Genomic DNA, 14,863 nt, shown 5'->3' with positions numbered 1-14,863 from the left:
TGCACGCTGGCATCCCCTCATCTACGTATACAAAGCCTACAAATCCAAAGCCGCCTATGGAAAATGGCCGAATGACTACGACAATCGCTCAGTGGGTGTTCATACATTGGGGTAACTTCACGATAGGGGTGATGACCCACAATGACAGAACACCACGGGAAGCACAAGTATTCCATGGATGGAACGTCTCCGTGGCACAAGCCGCACGCGCACGAATCGGAGTCTGTCCCGGATCACGACGGGCACGACGAAGAGTCGCATTGGGGATATGCGCCGAAGCACGAGTACGAATCCCCTGCGCATGGAATCCACAAGTACGACGATGAATCGCCCGCCGTGCATGTGAAACCGCAGTACATTCCGTATGGCGTTCACAAGGTGGTCAAGAAGAAGAAAAAAGCATACTACACAGGTCACTATGCGCCAGCACATGCGCCCGCTCACCATGGGCCGTCGCACTGTCCACCCATCGTCTGCGATCCACAGTATGTGATCCGGGATCGTTACGTTCCGCGCGAAGTGCCCGTCATTCATCCGGTGGTGACCGTCAACAGGCACGTCATTGTCAATGTGCCGAGGCATTACGTGCAGCGCATGAGCAAACATGTGGTGGTCGATCCAGGGTGCCCAGGGAAGGGATGCCACCGGTACGGTCATTACTGAACTGACGCCGATTGACGGACCCAGGTGTTCCTTTGACGTTGCGGAAACGAAAGGACCCTACCGGAGGGGGCCGATTCGAACAGCCCCCTCCATTTCTGTTTTTGCATCCCCCGCGCTGGCAAGGCCCCCCGACCCTCTGCCGAGTGACCCCCTTTGTGCGCGTTCAGCCCTATCCGTTCCGTAATTCAGAACAGTATTTCACATCACACAACCATATGGTATGATGATAGCGCTGACAGGTTGGACCAACCAGCCCGGGCCATGGATCGAGGCCGCGAATGGCGCTGGTTGAAAGCGCACACAGGATTCCAATGATTCCGGGAGGTCGGAGAAATGAGCGGATCGTACATCTGCCCGCCAGGCATGCAGATCACAGGGGCGTACACGCCAGAATTCGCGGAGATTCTCACACCGGAGGCGCTCGCGTTCGTGGCCGAGGTGGAGCGGCGGTTCGGGCCGCGGCGCGAACAGCTCCTGGAGGCGCGCAAAGAACGCGAAGAGCGGTTGCTCGCGGGGGAATGGCCCGATTTCCTGCCGGAGACCAAGCACATCCGCGAGGGCGACTGGACGGTGGGACCCATCCCGGCCGACCTGCAGGACCGCCGCGTGGAAATCACGGGTCCGAGCAGCGACCGCAAGATGGTCATCAACGCATTCAATTCGGGGGCCAAGTGCTTCATGGCCGACTTTGAGGACGCCAACTCCCCCACCTGGGCCAACACCATCCAGGGCCAGATCAACCTGCGCGACGCAATTCGCCGCACCATCGAGTACACCAGCCCGGAGGGCAAGCACTACGCGCTGAAGCCCGAGATCGCCACGTTGATTGTCCGCCCGCGCGGCTGGCACCTGCCGGAGAAGCACGTGCTGCTGGACGGCAAGCCGGTGTCCGGGGCGCTGTTTGATTTCTCGCTCTACTTCTTCCACAACGCGAAAGAGTTGATTGCCCGCGGCAGCGGCCCCTACTTCTACCTGCCGAAGATGGAGAGCCACCTGGAGGCGCGGCTGTGGAACGACGTGTTCGTCTGCGCCCAGGACCGGCTCGGCATCCCACGGGGCACCATCAAAGCGACGGTGTTGATTGAAACCATCCTCGCGACGTTCGAGATGCACGAAATTCTGTACGAACTGCGCGATCACGCGGCCGGCCTCAACTGCGGGCGCTGGGACTACATCTTCAGCTACATCAAGAAGTTCCGCAACCATCCGGAGGTCATTCTGCCGGATCGCGCGCAGGTGACGATGACTGTGCCGTTCATGCGCGCGTACACGCTCTTGACCATCCAAACCTGCCACCGGCGCAACGCGTTCGCCATGGGCGGCATGGCAGCCCAGATCCCGGTCAAGAACGATCCCGCGGCCAACGAGGAAGCCCTGGCCAAAGTCCGGGCCGACAAGGAACGTGAGGCGCAGGACGGCCACGACGGCACCTGGGTCGCCCACCCCGGCTTGGTTCCGGTGGCGTTGGAGGTCTTTGATCGCCTGATGCCCACCCCCAACCAGGTCCACCGCAAGCGGGAGGACGTGCACGTGACCGCAGCCGATCTCGTCGCCGTCCCCGAGGGCACCATTACGGAGGCGGGCCTTCGCATCAACGTCAGCGTCGCCCTGCAGTACATCGAGGCGTGGCTGCGCGGTTCCGGGGCGGTGCCGATCTTCAACCTGATGGAGGACGCCGCCACGGCCGAGATCTCCCGCGCCCAGATCTGGCAGTGGATCCGCCACCCGAAAGGCGTGCTCGAGGACGGCCGAAAGGTGACGGTGGAATTGTTCCGGCAGACCCTCGCCGAAGAGTTGGAGAAGATCCGCCAGCAGGTCGGGGAGACGGCGTTCGCAAACGGCCAGTACGAACGGGCGGCCGCCCTGTTGGACGAGATCACCACGGCGGACGATTTCGTCGAATTCCTCACGCTGCCGGGCTACAACTATCTGTGAGTGGAAGATCCCGTGCGGCGCGGCATGCCGGTGTATCGGTGTGTCGGTGTATCGGTGTGCCGGTCAGGCGCACCCGGGAAGGCGGATGTACGTGAGGGCTTGATGTGACGCTTGGAAAGCTGTTTTCGATCGCGGTGCGGTCGCCCGCATCCCTCTTGGGGGCAGCGGGCGACCGTTTGCCGTTGAATTGGTGAGAGCCATGTGGTCGGACCTTTGGATGCCAGAGAGCTGCGGCCGTGTGACCTGAATGCAGGGCAGCTTTGGCGTCGTCGACTTGGGGGGCGGCCGGAGACGGAGATGTTGGCGATGAAGCCAGGTCGATGGCCTGATCCCGGGTGCGGGATGCGACGTGCATGGGAGCGCGACAGAGGTCCGGGCCGAGGTGCGAAGTGGTAACATACAATTTGACGGTATATGGGTGGACGACGGGATCGACAGAAACCATTTCGACGTTATCCTAAGCCCTACCTGACAGATAAAACGGAGAATTCTTTTTAATTCGGTGACTGACAGCCTCGGCGAGCACGGATAAAGCCAGAACGGTTCCTATGCACACCCCCGACCGTGCGCATAAGTACAAAACCGTTGCAATCCCCACACGAGGCCAGTCGCTTAAAGTCGATTCGTTCATAATCCCCTTCGACGCGGGTGCCCAGCGCGCACCCAGTCCCCCAGGTGACCGTGGACTGCCAGAACCCAGCGTACGTGAGGTGCCTTCGGCATGGCTCATCCATGCGGTATAATGAACGGAATGGGGACCACCTCAACCATGGGCAACACGCCCGACAACCGTACCCGCGAGGAGGGATTCCGATGACGAAGGCCCCGCAGGAGACGCGCGTGGTGGTCGGCATGTCCGGCGGCGTCGATTCCTCCGTGGCGGCGTGGCTGCTGAAGCAGCAGGGCTATGACGTGATCGGCGTGTTCATGAAAAACTGGGACGACACGGACGAGTTCGGCCACTGCACCGCCGAGGAGGACTTCGAGGACGTCCGGCGGGTGTGCGATCACATCGGCATCCCGTACTACAGCGTCAACTTCGAGCGCGAGTACATGGATCGCGTGTTCCGATATTTCCTGGAGGAGTACCGGCGAGGGCGCACGCCCAACCCGGACGTGCTGTGCAACCGCGAGATCAAGTTCAAGGAGCTGCTGCAGTGCGCGATGGAACTCGGCGCGGACCGGCTCGCCACCGGCCACTACGCCCAGGTGCGCGAGCGGGACGGGCGGTTCGAATTGGTTCGATCCGCCGATGCGAACAAGGACCAGACCTACTTCCTGCACATGCTGAGCCAGGAGCCCCTCAGCCGGGCGATGTTCCCCATCGGCCACCTGACCAAGCCGGAGGTCCGGCGCCTGGCGCGGGAAGCCGGCCTGCCGACCGCCGAGAAAAAGGACAGCACCGGCATCTGTTTTATCGGCGAGCGCAACTTCCGCCAGTTCCTGCAGCAGTACCTGCCCGCGCAGCCCGGAGAGATCCGAAGCATCGACGGCGAGCTGAAGGGTTACCACCAGGGGCTCATGTACTACACCATCGGACAGCGGCACGGGCTTGGCATCGGCGGATCCGGGACCGGCGAACCCTGGTTCGTCGCGGACAAGGACCTGGTGAACAACGTGCTGATCGTCGTGCAGGGGCATGATCACCCCGCCCTGTACGCGGACGCCTTGTGGGCCACCGATGTGGCGTTCATCCGTGGCGAGGCCCCGGCGGAGACATTCCACTGCACCGCCAAATTCCGCTATCGCCAGCAGGATCAGGGCGTGACCGTGCATCTGCTGCCCGGCGGCCGTGCGCATGTGGTCTTCGATCAGCCGCAGCGCGCCATCACCCCAGGCCAGTCGGTCGTCTTCTACGACGGGGACGTGTGCCTCGGGGGCGGCATCATCCATCGCGCGGAACGCGTGGCAGAGGACGGGGCCCATCCCACCGCAGCACACGCACCGGCTGCAGCCCACACGCCCCAGGAGGTACCGGCCCACGCGGCATCGGCCCCCCGCCGGGAGGGTGCCTTTGCCGCGGACGTGGTGTGGTGACAGAGGCAGGATAAAAAACAGGCACCGTCACCCAGGCGGGTGCCCCTCCCAGTTCATTGTCCGGTTCATATCCTGGACCATCTCGGTCTGGAGGTGAATCGCATGTACGGAGTGTTCGGAGGGTACACCCGTTGGGCGGTGGTGTTTCTGATCATCTTCGTCCTGTTCTTCCTGCTCGTTCCGGGCTACTACGGTGGGGTCGGCGCGGCTGGGGCGCCTGGCGCTGCGTATTGAGGACGTCACGGACAAGGAGCTGGTTCCCGAACGGGAGCCAGCCCCTTGTCACATCCCGATGTAACGGGCGTAGATGCTGCGCGCCTCGACCGGATCGTCCGTGCCGTGGATGAGCGCCCGCCCGTCGCGGAAGAGCGTGATCCGCACCGCGCCCAGGTCACAGCGCAGCAGGTGCGGATTCATCCGCACCTCCCCCACTTGGCGCAATCGCTCGGCGATCCGCTCCATCCCCACACCCGGCCGCTCCGGGCGCACCTGGATGGTGTGGCGGCCGCACATCGACACCGTCAAGCCGTCCGTGCGCGCCTCCAGCGACGCAAACGTACGTCCGGCGCAACACGGGCAATCCGGGCGGCGGGGGCCGAAGGAGACGGATCGAAAGGCGTTGTGCCACACGTCCACATGCACGAGCCCCGGGTGGAGCGCATCCACATTGCCCGTCAGGTATTTCAACGCCTCCGCCACCTGCAGGGACGCGATGATGGAGACCACGGGCGCAATCACCCCGACCGTGTCGCACGTGTCGTGCCCCCCGCCCGGGTCCGGCCCGAACAGGCAGACCAGGCAGGGCGTCTCGCCCGGGCGGATGAACGCCGCCGTCCCGTAGGAGCTGACCGCCCCACCGTACGCCCACGGGATACCGTGCTTGACCGCCACGTCGTTGATCAGGTACCGGACCTGGAAGTTGTCCGTTCCGTCCAGGATGACGTCCACATCCGCCAAGAGATCTTCCGCGTTGCGCCAGGTGAGGTCGGTGACGACCGGATCGATCCGCACGTCCCCGTTCGCCTGCCTCAACTTGGCGGCGGCCGCCTCCGCCTTCGGCAGCGCGACCTCCGCGTCCCGCTCGTCGTACAGCGACTGCCGCTGCAGATTGGACGGCTCGACGATGTCCCGATCCACCAGGCGCACGAACCCGACGCCGGCGCGCACCAACTGCGCGGCGATGGCCGTACCGAGCGCTCCCATGCCGATCACCGCGGCCCTCGCCTGCATCAGCCGCCGCTGGCCCGCCTCCCCGATGGGCCGGAACAACACCTGGCGCGAGTACCGCCCCTGCCGCAGATCCATGCTGTCCATCACCACCCCATCCCTCCCTGTCGCCACTTCAGCCGCCTGTCAGAGGTGGCGGCGGATGAAATCCAGCAGCGTCTGACCGAGGGCGGTCAGCACGACGCCCTTGCCCCCGCATTTCGGGCAAACCCGCTCGCCGTCAATTCGCTCGCCGTCATTCCGCTCGCCGGCCGTCCGTTCACCGTCCACGGCCGGCACGCGGCCAGACCCGTTACACTCCCAGCACCGCTGTTCCAGATCATCGAGCGCGATGGTCATCGCCATCCCTCCAGTTCGCCTCTATCTTACCGCGTCCCATCACGGCGCGCACACCATGACCGGAAACCCGACCCGGGGCCGCGGGTTCTTGCCGTCCGGGTATCCCTGTTTCTCGGCCGCGCCCGCCTCCCTTGCATGCCGCTCCCCGCGGGTGGTACACTACACATACGAACATACGTTCTGGATCTGATTCAGGAAAGTGAGCCGATGCCGGTGGACGCACCGCAGTTTGAGCCCATCACGTCCAAACAGGTGATGAACCGGGTCAACAGTCCCGGCATGCCGTTTCGCTGGTCGCTCAATCCGTACCGGGGCTGCGCCCACGGCTGCAGTTTCTGCTACGCCCGGGAGACGCACGTGTACCTCGGCATGGAGGCGGACGACTCGTTCCGGACGCACATCCTCGTCAAGGAAAACGCCGCCGAAGCCCTCGAGGACCAATTGCGGCGCATGCTGCGCCGCCACGGCGGACGGTTGTCGGCGTTGCACGAGGAGATCGGGGTGCTCGCCATCGGCACCGCCACGGACCCGTATCAGCCGGTGGAAGCTCGGGCGAAGCGGACCCGCGCTTGCCTGGAGGTGCTCGCCCGCTACCGGGTTCCTGTGTCCATCACCACCCGCTCGCCGCTGATCCTGCGGGATCTCGACCTGTTGCGCGAGATGGACGTCCGCTCCATCCACCTCAGCGTCCACACGCTTGACAAGGAGATCTGGCGGCGGCTCGAGCCGGCGACCCCCCACCCGCAAAAGCGCTTGGAGACCGTGCAGACGCTGGTCAATCACGGACTGAACGCAGGGATCTTCCTCGCCCCCATCCTGCCCTGTCTCACCGACAGCACGCCCGCCCTGGAGGCGGTCATCCAAGCGGCGGTCGCGCACGGCGCCCGTTTCGTGGTCCCATCCGTGCTGCGCCTGACGCCCGACGTCAAGCGGTGGTTCTTCTCCGTCGTCGGCGCGCACTATCCGAAGCACCTGCCGGCCCTGCGGCGGCTGTACACGCGCGCGTACCCGCCCGCCGCCTATGTCGATCCGCTCCTCGACCGCATCCACCACCTCACCGTCCGCCACGGCGTGCCCGAGCGGATCCCGAAGGTCGCGCCGAAAGTTTCGCCACCCGGCCGCCCGGAAGAGGGGATCCAACTCTCCCTCGGATTGTAATCTTCTGATATTCTGGGAGCAGAACGGCCATTCGTTGCCGGGACGTCCGACATCCGGGGGAGCGACGGGCCCCCTTTGGACCTCTGTACGTCACGTGTGCGTCGCGGTACTCGGGGCAAGGCGGACCGGTGACCCTCCGAGGAGTGATCCGACTTGGGCATCGGCTTGCTGCTGTTGATCGTGGGCGGAGTGCACGCCCTGTTTCCGCGATTCTGTTGGTTCCTGTCCGTCGGTTGGAAGCTTCGCGATGCCGAACCGAGTGACCTGTACCTCGGCGTGTCACGCTTCCTGGGGAGCCTCGCGGGAATTGCCGGGCTGGCGGTCCTCTTGGTGAGCGGGATTCAATCCCGGGCCGAGGCGAGCGACGACGCCGCCTGGCAGCCGGTGCAGAGCCATCTGGCCGCGGGGAACATCGCCTCCGTCCGGACGTCTTCCGGACAGGCCGTGGAGATGACACCGGAGGAGCTCGACGCCCTGGATCGGGACATTCGAGACCTGTCCCCCACCCGCTTCCACGCGGACTCCGGGTCGTTCCAAACGTTCGGCTCCGTCACCATCACCTGCAAGGACGGCTTTCAAGTGACCCTCATGCAACTGGACCCGGACAGCGAAATCGGCATCGCCGTCGGGAACGCTCCGACGGCGCCCGCTTTCGCCGGTTTCAGCGGCGAACTGCACGACTGGATTGACCAGGTGCTCGGCCACAGCCTGAGTTGACGTCGTCGCCGGTGCGTGATAGCCTACGGATCGATCCTCACAGACAACCTGCACCGGTTGCGTTTGCTGGGTTCAGAGTGGAAGCCCGCCGCACCCCGCTTTGGGTGCGGCGTTTTTCATGCAGACCAACCGAAAGACGGAGGAGGGGTGGTGTGGAACCGGTTCTGCACGTCGTGAGCGATCGCCATCGGCACACCCTGCCCCTGCCGGAGGCCTTGGCGCTGGCCGCGCAAGGCGGCGCGCACGTCCTCCAAATCCGCGAGAAGAAAGCCCCCGCCGCCGAGGTGTACGACCTGTGCCTGGAGGTGCGGGCCCGATGCGAGGAAGCCGGAGTGCGGCCGAAGCTGTTTGTGAACGACCGGATCGACATCGCCATCGCCATCGGCGCGGACGGGGTGCATCTGGCGGCAAAGTCGCTGCCGGTGGCGGTGGTGCGGCGAATCGCGAAAGAGAGCGGCTGGCCAGGGGTCATCGGCTGTTCTGTGCACTCCCTCGAAGAAGCCGTGGCCGCCGAGGCGGCGGGGGCCGATTACGTCACCTTCGGCCACGTGTATGCCAGCGAGTCCCACCCGGGGGTTCCGCCGCGCGGGGTGTACGCCTTACGGCGGGTGGTGGAGGCGGTCAACATTCCGGTGATTGCCATCGGCGGAATTGATCACACCAACGTCTCCGCCGTCCTCGCCACGGGGTGCCGCGGCGTCGCGGTCATCGGGGCGGTCCTGAACCAGCCCGACCCGCGGGCGGCGGCCGCGCGCATCGTGGCGCAGATGCGAGCCGAGAGGGGGAGACCGGATGAGCCGGGGATATGACACCATCGTGTTGGGCGGCGGGGCCATCGGCTGCACCGTCGCCTGGCGCCTGGCGCAGGCTGGACGACGGGTGCTGCTGCTGGAGCGCGGACGCATCGGCGGCGAGGCGTCGGGCGCGGCGGCCGGGATGCTCGGCGCCCAGTTGGAGGTGGGCGCACCGGGGCCGTTCTACGAATTGTGCCTGGAGAGCCGCGGAATGTACCCCGCGTTCGCCGCAGCATTGCTGGAGGAGACCGGGATCGACATCCAGTACGTGCACAACGGCATCCTGCAGATCGCTCTCCGCCCGGAGGAGGCAGAGGCGCTCCGGCGCGCCATGGCCTGGCAGACGGCGCAGGGCGGGCGGGCCGAGTGGATGGATCCGCAGGACATTGGGGCCCTCGAGCCGGACGCGGCGCCGGGTTTGGGCGGTGTGCTGCTGCCGGACGACGGCAACGTGGCGGCGCCGCTCCTGATGCGGGCGCTGGCACGTGCGGTCCACCGCCGCTGCGAGGTGCGCGAGGGCGCCGAGGTGACAGCCATCCTGCCGGAGCCCGGCAGCGTGCGGTTGCGGACGGCGGAGGACGAGTTTTCCGCCGACACCCTGGTGGTTGCGGCCGGCGCCTGGGCGGGCCGGTTCGTGTCGGACCTCGGGATCGACTTCGCCATCCGGCCCGTGAAGGGACAGCTGCTGGCGGTGCGGCCCCGCGCCGGCCACGGTATCACGCGGACACTGCACACCGACGAGGTGTACCTGGTGCCTAAGCGGGATGGCACGGTGGTGGTCGGCGCCACGGAGGAGCACGGTGCCGGATACAACCGCGATCTCACGGCCGACGCCATGCTCCACCTGCTGCAGGGGCTGCGGCGGGCGGCGCCGGGCCTGGCGGATGCGGTGTTCGATCGCGCCTGGATCGGCCTTCGCCCGGGATCCCCCAAGGGGGAACCCTTGCTCGGGCCGGTGCCGGAGCACCCGAACGTCCACCTGGCCGTGGGCCACTTCCGCAACGGGATCCTGCTCTCGCCGGTGACTGGAGCCATCCTCGCCGCCTCCGTCGCAGGCGAGGCGTGGCCGGAGCGTTGGCGGCCCTTCTCGGTGGAGGCCTGGAGGGCCCGGTCCGCTCGGTCGGTCGGCGGCACGGAGACCGGAGCGGCGCCGGACGGGAGCGCTGCGCCGATGGACGGCCATGCGCGGGCGGAGCGCCAGCCGTTCACCGCAGGCTCGGACGCGAAGACGGAGGTGCAAGCTGGATGAACGTGATCGTCAACGGAAAACCGCGCGACCTGCCCGGGGAGGTCACGGTGAAGCAACTGTTGGAGCACTTCGATCTCGCGGGCGAACGCGTCGCCGTCGAGGTCAACGGCCGCATCGTCGACCGCGATGCGTTCGGAGATTACGTCCTGCGCACGGGCGACGTGGTGGAGGTCGTGCGCTTTGTCGGCGGCGGTTGAAGCCGCCTGCGGATATCCGAAAGGAGATGGAGAGATGGACAACCTGGTCATCGCCGGGCGGAGCTTTCGCTCCCGCCTGATGGTGGGCACGGGCAAGTACCGCACGATGGAGGAGATGCGCCAGGCGTTGGACGCGTCGGGCGCCGAAATTGTCACCGTCGCCGTGCGGCGCGTAAACCTGGACGAGCGTGAAGAGTCGCTGCTGGCGTACATCGATCTCGACCGCTACTTCCTGCTGCCGAACACGGCCGGCTGCCATACGGCGGAAGAGGCAATCCGCACGGCCAGGCTGGCGCGGGCCGCGGGACTGTCCAACTGGGTGAAACTGGAGGTGATCCCGGACGACGGGACGCTCCTGCCAGATCCGGTGGCGACCGTCGAAGCGGCGAAGGTGTTGGTGGAGGAGGGGTTCGTCGTCCTCCCTTACACGACGGACGATCACACGGTCGCCAAACGCCTCCTCGACATCGGCTGCGCGACCATCATGCCGTATGGATCGGCCATCGGGACCGGCCAGGGCCTGCCGAATCCGGAGCGGCTCAAACGCATCATCGATCTCGTCGGCGGCCGCGTCCCCGTCGTGATCGACGCGGGCATCGGCGCCCCTTCCGATGCGGCGCTGGCGATGGAGCTGGGGGCGGACGCGGTGCTCGTCAACACGGCCATCGCGAAGGCGGACGATCCGGTCGCCATGGCGCGGGCGATGGCGCTGGGCGTCGAGGCAGGGCGGATGGCGTACCGGGCCGGACGCATCCCCAAGTCCGACGTCCCATCGCCGTCCAGCCCTGTGGAAGGCCTGGTCGGCGGTGTGAAGTGAGGTGAAGTGAGGGGCGCGTGCTCAGGCGGGGCCGGGCCATGGGGCGCGACCATGGGGCGCGGGCGGGGCCAGAGTGAAGCGGGGGAAGGGGCCGGGCCATGGGGCGCGGCCAGGGCAATGGCGCGCGGCCGGGGCATGCGCCCAGCCGGGACCGGAGTGAGGCTGGGGCATGAGGCAGGGCGTTGCCTCAAGGCCCCGCCGGGACGCACCCTGCGGGGCCGCAACCGGGCCCGGAATGGGGGCCCAGAAGCCAGGAAGCAGGGGCCGAGCCGGGGCCCCACCGGCGCCGGGATAGGGCGCGACCGGCCGCGGGATCGCCCCCTGATGCATGCCCTCCGTCCACGGATCACGTGGCGCATTCGCGTGATCCTGCGGTTGGCCTGGCAGAGTGGGTTCCACATCAGGGAACTCCGTTCTTCCGTTCGCAATGAAGGCAAAATTCGACTTATTCCTGACCTGGTACGGTAAATAAGGTGGAGAATGGAGTTTACCGAGAGGTCGGTCGGAGTGGATAAGTGCGCAGGTTAGCCTTATTGCGTCATCCATGTTCGGGGCGCCCCGCGAATAAAATCAAAGCCGTCGCTATTCACAGGCACCGGTCAGCGAATAAGGTGGAAACGTTTATTAGACTGCCGCCGCGGCGCTATATCAAGACGAAAATGTTGCAAACGCCGCCGCACAACGCCCCCGCAACACACCGCCGCACCCCCCCCACCGCTTCACCCGCCGCGGCTACCCTGCAGCGCGCGCAACGCCCGCTCCTCCTGCTCCCGTGGCACGTAGATGTCGTACTGCCGCACGGCGTTCATCCATCGATCGGCGCGCCTTCCGAAAACACCCCGCAGCACCGTCCGGTGCCGCACCCCCGCCTGTTCCAAGCGGGAGATTGCCTCGATGCACGACTCGTCGCTGAGCGCGGTGTAGATCAACACCTCATTCCGCCGCCAGGGCAACAGGCATCCGATGCCCCGCATGGTTATCGCCCCCGCTCCCTTCACCAGTGGCTCTCCACGTCGCGAGCCCACGCGTCCACGCATTGATCGCACAATTGCAGGACACGCTCCTGCGGCGCCGCCTCTCCAGCCGCCAGTTCTCTGCCGCAGACCGCGCACGTGTCCAGCACACTCTCCTCCTCCACCGCCGTCACCTCCCGAAAGATAGCTTCCATGATACCCTCGCCACGCGATTCGAGCAATGGGATTGTTCACACAATTCATTCCGCCGGCCCGGGCTCATCCCGATCCATCGCGTCCATCCCCTTGCCCTTCGCGACGCCCCGCGCCTTGGCTGGCATGCGCAACGGCCACGGACCACGACTCCGCCGGCATGCGCAAGCTCCACGTCCGCCAAGCTCCACGTCCGCTACGTCCGCCACGTCGCCGTCCAGCACCATCCAGCACCATCCAGCACCATCCAGCACCATCCAGCACCATCCAGCACCCGGGTCCAGCGGCTTCCGCAGCCGCCGGACCCGGGTATCGGTCGCATCGCACCTACTCGGTCAGGCGCAGGAACTCGTCCACGTCCGCCACCGCCAAGTCGACGGCGGACTGCCAGAAGTCGGGCTGACGCAGGTCCACGCCGAGGTGGCGCCGGGCCAACTCCTCCACCCGCATCGCCGCGGTGTCGCGCAGCAGCGCCACGTACTTGTCCGCGAACGACGGGCCCTCCGCCTGGGCCCGGGCGTAGATGCCCGCGCTGAAGAGGTAGCCGAATGTGTACGGAAAGTTGTAAAACGGCGTCGTCGTAAGGTAGAAGTGCAGCTTCGACGCCCAGAACCGCGGGTGCCACTCGGCGAGGGCGTCGCAGTACGCCTCGCGCTGCGCCTCCACCATCAGTTCGTTGAGCCGCTCCGCCGGCACCCAGCCGCGCTTGCGCTCCTCGTAGAAGCGGGTCTCGAACAGGAACCGTGCGTGAATATTCATCAGCATCGCCACGGCGCGCTCAATCTTTTCATCCAACAACGCGATCCGCTCGTCTTTGTCCCCCGCTGCCCGCACGGCTGCATCCGAGACGATGGCCTCGGCGAACGTGGAGGCGGTCTCCGCGACGTTCATCGCGTACTGTTGCATCAGCACCGGCATCTCCCGCATCACGTGCTGGTGGTACGCGTGTCCGAGCTCATGGGCGAGCGTCGAGACGTTGGCCGTCGTGCCGGAGAAGGTCATGAACACGCGCGTCTGGCGACTGACAGGAAAGCTGGTGCAGAACGCGCCCGACTGCTTGCCGGGACGGTCCTCCGCCTCAATCCAGCGATCGCGGAAACAGTGGTCGGCAAACCGGGCCATCTCCGGGTTGAACTGGCCAAAGTGATCGACGATGAACTGACGCGCCTGCTCAAACGTCACCGTCGACGTGGACTTGCCCACAGGCGCGGACACGTCGTGCCAACTCAGCCGCGGTACGCCGAAGAGCTTCGCCTTGCGCTCCAGGTATTTCACGAGCGGCGCCTTGTTGGCGGCGATGACCGCCCACATCGTCTCCAGCGTCTCCCGGTCCATGCGGTTGATCTCGAGCGGCTCGCGCAGCACATCATCCCAGCCGCGCCGCCGGTACACCTCGAGCCGGAAGCCGGCGATGTGGTTGATGGCCTGCGCGCACAGGTCCTCCCGGCTCTGCCAAGCCGCCTCCCACTGTTGGAACAGTCGATCCCGCACGGCCCGATCCGGCGTCAACAACCGGTTCGCCGCCTGGCCCATCGAGAGGGTCTGCGGGGTGCCGTTTTCCTCCACCGTGATCGTCAGCCCGCCCACGATGGTGTCGTACAATTGGCTCCAGCCGTGATAGCCGTCGACCATGAGACCGGCGATCAACTGCTCCTGCTCCGGCGGCAGCTTGTCGAGGGCGCGCCGGCGCCGCTCCTCAACGGCGAACCGGAGCGGGGCCACGCGAGAATCATCCAGCAAGGCCGCCCACGTCGGCTCATCGAGCTGGCTGAGCTTGGCGTCGAAAGCGGCCAACGCGGCGGTGATGCGCCCGCTCAGCCCGGTCACCCGGGACTGCAGCCCCTTGGCCCGCTCGTCGCGCGCGTCGGCCGACGTCAAGCACTCGGTGAACGCCGCCGCCTGCCGCTGCCGCGCGCGCAGATCCTGCAGGGTGAGGATGGCCTGCGCCCAATCGTCGACGCCTCCGCTGACCGGAAGGCGGGTCGTCTGGTCGGTGAAAGCGTCGATCGCGCGGGCGAGATCGTCCAAGAATCGGTTGAACTCGGCGGACTGGCTGCCGCCTGGAAAAATGCTGTCGAGATCCCACGTCTGCTGCAATGTCGACACGATAGATCCCACCTTGTGGAGATGTAGAACCGCAGGTGTCCCTGGCAAACCGCGGCAGGGACGATCGCCTTCAGGGTACCGCGCGCTGGGGCGGACCGCAAGCGGTACCCTTCTGGGGTGGTATTGTGGTGGCATGACCGCCATTTTCGCTTTCATGGCGTTATGGCGCGTGGGCATAACAACCATTTCTACCTTAATGGTTCAGGGTGGCTTGAACCGAACAACAGTTTTTTCCTTAAATCGCTCGGTGCCCCCGGACCCGCACGGGCCATAACGCGAGAACTGCACGTAACTATCCTCGCCGACCTTGCGGTAACGTCAAATGACCACTTTATCCGCGCCGTCGGCTCTGCGATACGACAAATCGGCCACCTTACTGCGGATGGCGGAACGGAGTTCCCGGATGCGGAACACAGACGATCTTGCGGCGGCACCGACATGCGACCGCTCAGCTGCCT

16 protein-coding genes are annotated in these 14,863 nt (G+C 65.9%); 10 read left to right on the top strand and 6 right to left on the bottom strand.

Annotated elements, in window-relative coordinates; translation table 11 throughout:
• Positions 1-141: 141 nt before the first annotated feature.
• The 4 genes from BM357_RS20140 to BM357_RS20420 all read left to right on the top strand — a co-directional run bounded on the left by BM357_RS20140 (position 142) and on the right by BM357_RS20420 (position 4,869).
• The gene (locus BM357_RS20140) at positions 142-663 is read left to right on the top strand and encodes a hypothetical protein (protein WP_245783787.1); all 522 of its coding nucleotides are present in this window, start codon (positions 142-144) and stop codon (positions 661-663) included.
• A gap of 333 nt (positions 664-996) precedes the next feature.
• Entirely contained in the window at positions 997-2,598 is a 1,602-nt protein-coding gene (gene aceB, locus BM357_RS01070; RefSeq protein WP_074948717.1) for a malate synthase A, read from the top strand.
• 813 nt (positions 2,599-3,411) lie between these two features.
• Positions 3,412-4,635, top strand: a complete 1,224-nt coding sequence (gene mnmA, locus BM357_RS01065; RefSeq protein WP_083430052.1) for a tRNA 2-thiouridine(34) synthase MnmA — start codon at positions 3,412-3,414, stop codon at positions 4,633-4,635.
• A 102-nt stretch (positions 4,636-4,737) separates the two neighbouring features.
• Entirely contained in the window at positions 4,738-4,869 is a 132-nt protein-coding gene (locus tag BM357_RS20420) for a hypothetical protein (RefSeq protein ID WP_281245544.1), read from the top strand.
• A gap of 48 nt (positions 4,870-4,917) precedes the next feature.
• Here the strand turns inward: BM357_RS20420 and BM357_RS01060 are convergent, their stop codons facing one another.
• Together BM357_RS01060 and BM357_RS01055 are read right to left on the bottom strand one after the other, a co-directional pair.
• Entirely contained in the window at positions 4,918-5,949 is a 1,032-nt protein-coding gene (locus tag BM357_RS01060; protein WP_074949237.1) for a ThiF family adenylyltransferase, read from the bottom strand.
• A gap of 39 nt (positions 5,950-5,988) precedes the next feature.
• Positions 5,989-6,201 (bottom strand): hypothetical protein, encoded by a 213-nt coding sequence (locus BM357_RS01055; RefSeq protein WP_074948716.1) that lies wholly within the window; start codon positions 6,199-6,201, stop codon positions 5,989-5,991.
• A 207-nt stretch (positions 6,202-6,408) separates the two neighbouring features.
• Between BM357_RS01055 and BM357_RS01050 the strand changes: the two genes are divergently transcribed.
• The 6 genes from BM357_RS01050 (at position 6,409) to BM357_RS01025 (ending at position 11,133) form a co-directional block, all read left to right on the top strand.
• Positions 6,409-7,359 carry an SPL family radical SAM protein gene (locus tag BM357_RS01050; RefSeq protein ID WP_074948715.1) on the top strand — a complete coding sequence of 317 codons (951 nt, stop codon included), beginning with the start codon at positions 6,409-6,411 and terminating at the stop codon, positions 7,357-7,359.
• 153 nt (positions 7,360-7,512) lie between these two features.
• Positions 7,513-8,076, top strand: coding sequence for a DUF6199 family natural product biosynthesis protein (locus BM357_RS01045; protein WP_074948713.1), 564 nt, complete (start codon positions 7,513-7,515; stop codon positions 8,074-8,076).
• A 152-nt stretch (positions 8,077-8,228) separates the two neighbouring features.
• Positions 8,229-8,885, top strand: coding sequence for a thiamine phosphate synthase (thiE, locus tag BM357_RS01040; protein ID WP_074948711.1), 657 nt, complete (start codon positions 8,229-8,231; stop codon positions 8,883-8,885).
• On the top strand, positions 8,869-10,119 hold the full coding sequence (gene thiO, locus BM357_RS01035; RefSeq protein WP_074948709.1) for a glycine oxidase ThiO: 1,251 nt from the start codon (positions 8,869-8,871) through the stop codon (positions 10,117-10,119). Before thiE ends, thiO begins: the two co-directional genes overlap by 17 nt.
• A complete protein-coding gene (gene thiS / locus BM357_RS01030) occupies positions 10,116-10,316 on the top strand; it encodes a sulfur carrier protein ThiS (protein ID WP_074948707.1) in 201 nt (66 codons plus the stop codon). The genes thiO and thiS overlap by 4 nt, the downstream gene beginning before the upstream one ends.
• Positions 10,317-10,350: 34 nt before the next feature.
• On the top strand, positions 10,351-11,133 hold the full coding sequence (locus BM357_RS01025) for a thiazole synthase (protein WP_074949235.1): 783 nt from the start codon (positions 10,351-10,353) through the stop codon (positions 11,131-11,133).
• Positions 11,134-11,852: 719 nt separating this feature from the next.
• Here BM357_RS01025 and BM357_RS01020 read toward each other — a convergent pair.
• From BM357_RS01020 to BM357_RS01010, 4 genes are all read right to left on the bottom strand, one after another.
• On the bottom strand, positions 11,853-12,107 hold the full coding sequence (locus BM357_RS01020) for a hypothetical protein (RefSeq protein ID WP_139234498.1): 255 nt from the start codon (positions 12,105-12,107) through the stop codon (positions 11,853-11,855).
• A 20-nt stretch (positions 12,108-12,127) separates the two neighbouring features.
• Positions 12,128-12,301: a hypothetical protein gene (locus tag BM357_RS19610; RefSeq protein ID WP_175511391.1), complete on the bottom strand. Its 174-nt coding sequence runs from the start codon at positions 12,299-12,301 to the stop codon at positions 12,128-12,130.
• A gap of 45 nt (positions 12,302-12,346) precedes the next feature.
• Entirely contained in the window at positions 12,347-12,556 is a 210-nt protein-coding gene (locus BM357_RS01015) for a hypothetical protein (protein WP_139234497.1), read from the bottom strand.
• Positions 12,557-12,626: 70 nt separating this feature from the next.
• The gene (locus tag BM357_RS01010; RefSeq protein ID WP_342741584.1) at positions 12,627-14,405 is read right to left on the bottom strand and encodes a M3 family oligoendopeptidase; all 1,779 of its coding nucleotides are present in this window, start codon (positions 14,403-14,405) and stop codon (positions 12,627-12,629) included.
• Positions 14,406-14,863: the final 458 nt, after the last annotated feature.

The organism is Paenalicyclobacillus macrosporangiidus (genome assembly GCF_900116805.1).
Taxonomy (GTDB): domain Bacteria; phylum Bacillota; class Bacilli; order Alicyclobacillales; family Alicyclobacillaceae; genus Alicyclobacillus_H; species Alicyclobacillus_H macrosporangiidus.
Note: the sequence above shows the minus strand (reverse complement) of the source record. Positions and strands in the feature narration are given on the sequence as shown.